The organism is Sphaerisporangium rhizosphaerae (assembly GCF_042665155.1).
Lineage (GTDB): Bacteria > Actinomycetota > Actinomycetes > Streptosporangiales > Streptosporangiaceae > Sphaerisporangium > Sphaerisporangium rhizosphaerae.
This window is the reverse complement of the sequence record NZ_JBHTCG010000037.1, coordinates 80,908-87,603: the sequence shown is the minus strand read 5'-3', so window position 1 is coordinate 87,603 and position 6,696 is coordinate 80,908. Positions and strand designations below refer to the sequence as shown.

The following is a 6,696-nucleotide window of genomic DNA, read 5'->3' as shown; positions in this document are numbered from 1 at the left end:
CGCCCGCGCCGGCGCGGGCGGGACCACCCTGCGCCCTGCGGGAGCGCCGGGGCCCCGCGTCGCGGCTCACGACCGTCTCGGCGCCGGACGGCTCGCGCCGCGGCGCCGCCGAACCGGCCGCGGCGACCTCCTGCATCGACTGGGTGTCCTCGAAGGCCGCCTCGGAGCGGCGCGACCGCGGGTCGGCGGGACCCCTGCGCGGGTCGCCGGCCCGGGCACGCGGGTCCGCGGCGGCCGGGCGGGGACGGGGCGCCGCGCCGGAGCGTCCCGGCGACGACCGGGTGTCCCACCCGGCGTCGGGATTCTGCTGCGGCGCCGCGCGCCGAGCCGAGCCCTGGTCGTACGCGGGCGCGGAGCCCTGGTCGTACGCGGGCGCCGACCGCGGCGCGGGGTATCCACCGGCGGGCGCGTCCCCTTGCGGAGAGCGACGGCGCCGCCCGGGACGAGCTGATCCACCGGCGCCCTCGGCTTGCTCGGGGCGACCGGTCGGCTCTGGGCCATAGCTGCTGTAACTCACGCGTCCTCGTTGGGTCATCTGGCGATCTGGAGGTCTTCGACGTCTGTCTGCGGCAGGCGGAGAACGTGCCTCCCGGGGGGAACTCGACTGCGTAGGGCTACGTCTCCGCGGGGTCCCCGCCTGAGTCGGAGTCGATCTGTCGCATGGTGTCCGAGCTGCCCGGTGGCCCGCCATTGCCCAGGACGAAGGAAACCGTCAGGTGATTCCATGAGCAACCTTGGCAGACCTCGACAACGTAGACCCGGAATTCCTCGTATTCGCGGGCCATCTGAACAAGGTCTGACGTGGCCTTTACGCGCCCTGCGCTGCGACCCAGCGCGTCACCGTACACGTATGTGACATGGGTCACGTTCCGGTGCTCACAGATGGGGCAGACGCGCTCCGTCGGCTCACCGTGGTACCGAGCGGCACGCAAGAGGTAGGGATGCGCATCGCACACATCACGCCTGGCCGTGCGGCCGGAGCGAAGCGACAGGATCGTCGCTCGCTTCGCGAGGCCGTAGTCCACGACCCCTCGCTGTGACCACATGAGCGTCAGACTACGACTTTTTTATCTATTCCGCCCAACCGCTTGACGGATTTCTTGATTGCGCAGTATGCCGACGCGACGTATCCTCGGGATGTATCGGCTCGATACATCGACGGGACACATCGCTGCGAGAGGGGGCGGTTCCAGTGGCGGTCGGCAAAGGCGGAGTGCTGGAACTGGCCGTGCTCGGCTCGCTCCACGAGACGCCCTTGCACGGCTACGAGCTGCGCAAACGGCTCAACGCCCTGCTCGGCATGTTCCGTGCGTTCTCCTACGGTTCGCTCTATCCCTGCCTGCGGCAGCTGCTCGCGAACGGGCTGATCGCCGAGGAGACGCCGGAGGAGACCGCCGCCGGCACCGGGTCGCAGACCGCGCTCGACAGCGGCCTGCCGCTCACCGGGCGCCGGTCGAAGATCGTGTACAAGCTGACGGCCGAAGGCAAGGAGCGGCTCCATGAGCTGCTCACCCAGGCGGGCCCGTCCTCCTGGGAGGACGAGAGCTTCGGCGTCCACTTCGCCTTCTTCCGCCACACCGAGGCCGAGGTCCGGCTGCGCATCCTCGAAGGCCGCAGAAGCCGCCTCGAAGAGCGGCTCGACGGGGTGCGCACCGCTCTCGCCCGCACGCGCGAGCGGCTCGACAGCTACACCTTGGAATTACAGCGCCACGGCTTGGAATCGGTCGAGCGCGAGGTGCGCTGGCTGAACGAGTTGATCGATACCGAACGAGCGCAAGCCGTCCGGGCAAGAGCGGACAGGGCACAGGCGCAGGACGCCGAGCCCGTTCCTGATGAGACGAACGAGTAAAGGAGCGAGTGCCATGGGTTCCGTGCGCGTAGCCATCGTCGGTGTCGGCAACTGTGCCGCAGCGCTGGTCCAGGGCGTGCATTACTACCGGGACGCCGATCCCGGCGTCCGGGTGCCCGGTCTGATGCATGTCCAGTTCGGTGACTACCACGTCGGTGACGTCCAGTTCGTGGCCGCCTTCGACGTCGACGCCAAGAAGGTCGGGCGCGACCTGTCCGAGGCGATCGTCGCCTCGGAGAACAACACCATCAAGATCTGCGACGTGCCGCCGACCGGCGTCACCGTGCAGCGTGGCCCCACATATGACGGTCTTGGGGAGTACTACCTCGAGATGATCGAGGAGTCGGACGAGCAGCCGGTCGACGTGGTCGCCGCGCTCAAGGCCGCCAAGGCGGACGTCCTTGTCTCCTATCTCCCCGTGGGCTCGGAGGATGCCGACCGCTACTACGCGCAGTGCGCCATCGACGCGGGCGTCGGCTTCGTCAACGCGCTGCCGGTCTTCATCGCCTCCGACCCGGTCTGGGCGCAGAAGTTCACCGACGCCGGCCTCCCCATCGTCGGCGACGACATCAAGTCCCAGGTCGGCGCCACCATCACCCACCGCGTCATGGCCAAGCTCTTCGAAGACCGCGGGGTCGAGCTGCTGCGCACCTACCAGCTCAACTTCGGCGGCAACATGGACTTCATGAACATGCTGGAGCGCAAGCGCCTCCAGTCCAAGAAGATCTCCAAGACGCAGTCGGTCACCTCGCAGATCCCGCACGAGATGGCGAAGGCCGACGTCCACATCGGCCCCTCCGACCACGTGCCGTGGCTGGACGACCGCAAGTGGGCCTACGTCCGCCTGGAGGGCCGCTCCTTCGGCGACACCCCGCTGAACCTGGAGTACAAGCTCGAGGTGTGGGACTCCCCGAACTCCGCCGGCGTCATCATCGACGCCGTCCGTGCCGCCAAGATCGCCATGGACCGCGGCATCGGCGGCCCCATTCTGTCGGCGTCGTCCTACTTCATGAAGTCGCCGCCGGAGCAGTACTCCGACGACGACGCGCGCGACGCCGTTGAAAAGTTCATCCGCGGCGAAGTCGAGCGCTGACCACGAAGCCTCTTCCGGGCCTGGCCCGGCTTCGCCGAAACAGAAGGCGCCCATGGTTCCACGTGAAACCATGGGCGCCTTCCGCATCTCGGGCGCCTTGCGTGAGCAGGTGCGTCAGGTCCCTGAGGACGGGACGCGGGCGGCGGGCGGCAGGTCGGCGGGGTCGGCGGTGGGCCAGGTATAAGGGTCGGAGCCGAGGGCCGCCAGCAGCGGCACCTGTTCCCCGCACCACGGTGAGATCGCCAGCAGGCCGCACATGACGTCGTCGGTGAACTCCTTCCACGGCATCCAGCGGGCGTCGCCGACCTCCTCGGGGTTCGGAGACGGCTCGGCGGACACCACGGCCCGGTAGACCGGGCACATCTCGTTCTCCACCGTTCCGTCCCGCATCACCGCGCGGTAGGCGAAACCGGGGAGCATCAGCTCGACGTCGTCGGCCTTCAGGCCGAGCTCGTGGGACAGTCTGCGCCCGACCGCCTCGGCCAGCGGCTCCCCGGGCAGCGGGTGTCCGCAACAGCTGTTGGTCCACACTCCGGGCCAGGTGCGTTTGTGCGAAGCGCGCCGGGTGAGCAGGACCCGTCCCTCGCCGTCGAACACATAGCACGAGAACGCCAGATGCAGCGGGGTGTCGGCCCCGTGCACGACCGTCTTGGCGGCGGTGCCGACCGCTTCACCCCGCGCGTTCACAAGCACGACATGTTCGTCATGGGTCACGTGACCGAGGGTACGTGATCATGTCGGGTAGACGGACTGCGCTGAAGTGCTCTCACGGCGGCCGGGCCGGAAAACGGTCACACCCAGGTGATGATTCGTCATTCCCGGTGGGCCAAGCATCTACCTGACGCCAAGCGGATCCGCCGGAATCCTGTCTCCACCTCGCACGTGGTACCGGAACCGCGGACACAGTGGGCCGTCGGCCGAGGAGGCGACGGCACCGGCTCCCGCGGCCGGATCGACCGGGATGGTTCATCACCTGTTGGGGCCGAATCAGGGTTGTTCCCGATGTGTTCCACGACACGTGCCCAGTAGGCTGGCCCGCGTGTCATTCGTCTCCGACCTCCGTGCCGTCCTTCGAGGCCGGGACTTCAGACGTCTCTACGCCACCCGCCTGGTCTCGCAGTTCTCGGACGGCGTCTTCCAGTTCGCCGTGGCCGGCTATGCCTTCTTCACCCCTGAGAAGCAGACGAGCGCCGCCGAGGCCGCCATCGCGTTCGCGGTGCTGCTGCTGCCCTACTCCGTGCTCGGGCCCTTCGCCGGGGTCTTCATCGACCGCTGGTCACGGCGGCAGATCCTGGTCATCGCCCCGATCGTCCGCGGCGTGCTGCTCCTGGGGGCCGCGCTGCTCGTGGCGCTGGGCACCCCCGACTGGTGCTTCTACGCGGCGGCCCTCGCGGTGCTCGGCGTCAACCGCTTCTTCCTGTCCGCGCTGAGCGCGTCGCTTCCGCACGTGGTCGAGGAGGAACGCCTGCTGCTGGCCAACGCCGTCACTCCGACGTCGGGCACGGTCGCCACGTTCGTCGGCGCGGGCGCGGGCTATCTGCTCCGGCTGGCCTTCGGCCCCGAGCACAGCGGCACCGCCGGCCTGCTGATCGTCTCGGGCGTGGTGTTCGGAATGAGCGCCCTCATCGCCTCCACCATGCACAGGGATCTGCTCGGCCCCTCGTTCGACCCGAACCTGCCGCAGGCCCGCCAGGCGGTGCGTCACGTCATGAGCGGCCTGATCGACGGTGCGCGCCACGTGGTGCATCTGCGGGCTCCGGCGGCCGCGCTGGGCAGCATGGCCGCCCACCGGTTCCTGTACGGCCTGACGATCGTCATGACCGTGATGCTCTACCGGTACTACTTCACCTCCGACGTCGAGGCCGGCCTGAACGAGGTCACCGGCGTGCTGGCGAGCTCCGGCGCCGGCTTCTTCATGGCCGCGCTCATCACACCGTGGGCCACCGAGCGCTTCCGCCCCGAGGCATGGATCCCGATCATGCTGGCCACCGGAGGAGTGCTGATGCTGGCGCTCTGCCTGCCGTTCCAGGAGATCGGCTTCGTGGCCATGGGCTTCGTCCTCGGCGTGACGGGGCAGAGCGTGAAGATCTGCACCGACACGATCGTGCAGCGCGACGTCGAGGACGCCTATCTCGGGCGGGTCTTCTCCATCTACGACATGCTCTTCAACGGCATGCTGGTCGCCGCCGCCGCGGCCGCCGCGCTCTTCCTGCCGGCCAACGGCAAGTCGTACACGGTCCTGCTGATCGCCTCCGTCGGGTACGTCGCCAGCGCCGTGGTCTACCGGCTGGTCGTCGGCGTCACCACCCGCCCCGCCCAGCCGCAGCAGGCCGCTCGCTGAACCTCCGTCGCACGCCGGTGCCACCCGGCCCCGTTCGGCCGAGCGTGGATCAGGGGCTCAGCGTGGCCACGGCGGCCGTCATCGCCCCCGTGATCGCGGCGAGGTCGCCGGGGCCGGTGCAGTAGGGCGGCATGGTGTAGAGGAGGCTGCCGAAGGGGCGCAGCCAGACGCCGTGCGCCATCACGACATTCTGCATCTTCTCCACGTCCACCGGCTCGGCGGTCTCGACCACGCCGATCGCCCCCAGGACGCGGACGTCCCGGACGCCGGGAGCGCCCGCGGCGGGGGCCAGGCCCTCGGCGAGCGCGGCCTCGATGCGCTTGACCTCCTCCTGCCAGGGCCGTTCGCCCAGCAGGGTGAGGGAGGCGTCGGCGACCGCCGCGGCCAGCGGGTTGGCCATGAAGGTCGGACCGTGCATGAGCACCCCGATGCGCTCGGCCACCTCCTCGGTGCACAGGGCGGCGGCCATGGTCAGGTAGCCGCCGGTCAGGGCCTTGCCCACGCACATGATGTCCGGCCGGACGCCCGCGTGGTCGCAGCCGAACATCTCGCCCGTGCGTCCGAAGGCGGTCGCGATCTCGTCGGCGATGAGCAGGATGCCGTGCTCGTCGGCCAGCTCCCGCAGCCTGCGCAGGTAGGCGGGATGGTAGAACCGCATGCCGCCCGCGCCCTGCACCACCGGCTCGACGATGATCGCCGCCAGCTCACCGGCGTGCTGTGCGACCATCACGTCGAGATGGCGCAGATAGGCCTCGTCGGGGATCGCCGGTTCGGCCGAGACGCCTGGGATCGCCGGCTCCGACGATCCGCCGGAGATCTCCGGTCCGGCCGGCCGGCGGCGAGACGCCGAGGCCGAGGGGGCTCCGGGGCGCAGGCCGTAGTCGGCGGGGGGACGATCGGCGAAGACGTGGGCGGGAAGGACGCCGCCGAACAGGTGGTGCATGCCGTTCACCGGATCGCAGACCGACATCGCCCCGAAGGTGTCGCCGTGGTACCCGCCCTTCACGGTGAGCAGGCGGCTTTTACCGGTGGCCTGCACGGCCATCTTGATCGCGACCTCGACGGCCACCGACCCGGAGTCGGCGAGGAAGACCTTGGGGAGGCCGGTCATCTCGGCCAGGCGCCGCGCCAGGCGGACGGCCGGCTCGTGGGTGAGGCCGCCGAACATCACATGCGCCATATCGCCGAGCTGGTCGCGTACCGCCGCGTCCAGCCGAGGGTGCCCGTACCCGTGGATCGCCGACCACCAGGACGACATCCCGTCGATGAGCTCACGGCCGTCGGCGAGCGTCAGCCGGACGCCCTCGGCCCTGGTCACCGGGTGCGCCGCCACCGCCGCGGCCGCGGCGGTGTACGGGTGCCACAGGTGCCTGCGGTCGAGCTCGCGCAGCTTCTCGGCGTCCATCCCGCCAC

Annotated in this window: 6 protein-coding genes and 1 pseudogene; 3 read left to right on the top strand and 4 right to left on the bottom strand. The window is 69.8% G+C overall.

Annotated features, from left to right (window positions below; genetic code table 11):
* Both ACFQSB_RS34705 and ACFQSB_RS34700 read right to left on the bottom strand, forming a co-directional pair.
* Window positions 1-517: pseudogene (locus tag ACFQSB_RS34705) on the bottom strand (hypothetical protein); the annotation flags it as partial.
* 97 nt (window positions 518-614) lie between these two features.
* Window positions 615-1,046, bottom strand: a complete 432-nt coding sequence (locus ACFQSB_RS34700; RefSeq protein ID WP_354852098.1) for a DUF5318 family protein — start codon at window positions 1,044-1,046, stop codon at window positions 615-617.
* Between the two features lie 146 nt (window positions 1,047-1,192).
* Here ACFQSB_RS34700 and ACFQSB_RS34695 point away from each other — a divergent pair, with 146 nt between their 5' ends.
* Window positions 1,193-1,849, top strand: coding sequence for a PadR family transcriptional regulator (locus tag ACFQSB_RS34695; protein WP_354852100.1), 657 nt, complete (start codon window positions 1,193-1,195; stop codon window positions 1,847-1,849).
* A gap of 13 nt (window positions 1,850-1,862) precedes the next feature.
* On the top strand, window positions 1,863-2,942 hold the full coding sequence (locus ACFQSB_RS34690; RefSeq protein ID WP_380831103.1) for an inositol-3-phosphate synthase: 1,080 nt from the start codon (window positions 1,863-1,865) through the stop codon (window positions 2,940-2,942).
* Window positions 2,943-3,056: 114 nt separating this feature from the next.
* On the opposite strand, the gene idi is transcribed toward ACFQSB_RS34690, so the two are convergent.
* Entirely contained in the window at window positions 3,057-3,656 is a 600-nt protein-coding gene (gene idi, locus ACFQSB_RS34685; protein WP_354852104.1) for an isopentenyl-diphosphate Delta-isomerase, read from the bottom strand.
* A gap of 325 nt (window positions 3,657-3,981) precedes the next feature.
* On the opposite strand from idi, the gene ACFQSB_RS34680 reads away from it, so the two are divergent.
* Window positions 3,982-5,283 carry an MFS transporter gene (locus ACFQSB_RS34680; protein ID WP_380831101.1) on the top strand — a complete coding sequence of 434 codons (1,302 nt, stop codon included), beginning with the start codon at window positions 3,982-3,984 and terminating at the stop codon, window positions 5,281-5,283.
* Between the two features lie 49 nt (window positions 5,284-5,332).
* Here ACFQSB_RS34680 and ACFQSB_RS34675 read toward each other — a convergent pair whose 3' ends face one another.
* On the bottom strand, window positions 5,333-6,688 hold the full coding sequence (locus ACFQSB_RS34675; RefSeq protein WP_380831099.1) for an aspartate aminotransferase family protein: 1,356 nt from the start codon (window positions 6,686-6,688) through the stop codon (window positions 5,333-5,335).
* Window positions 6,689-6,696 lie beyond the last annotated feature (8 nt).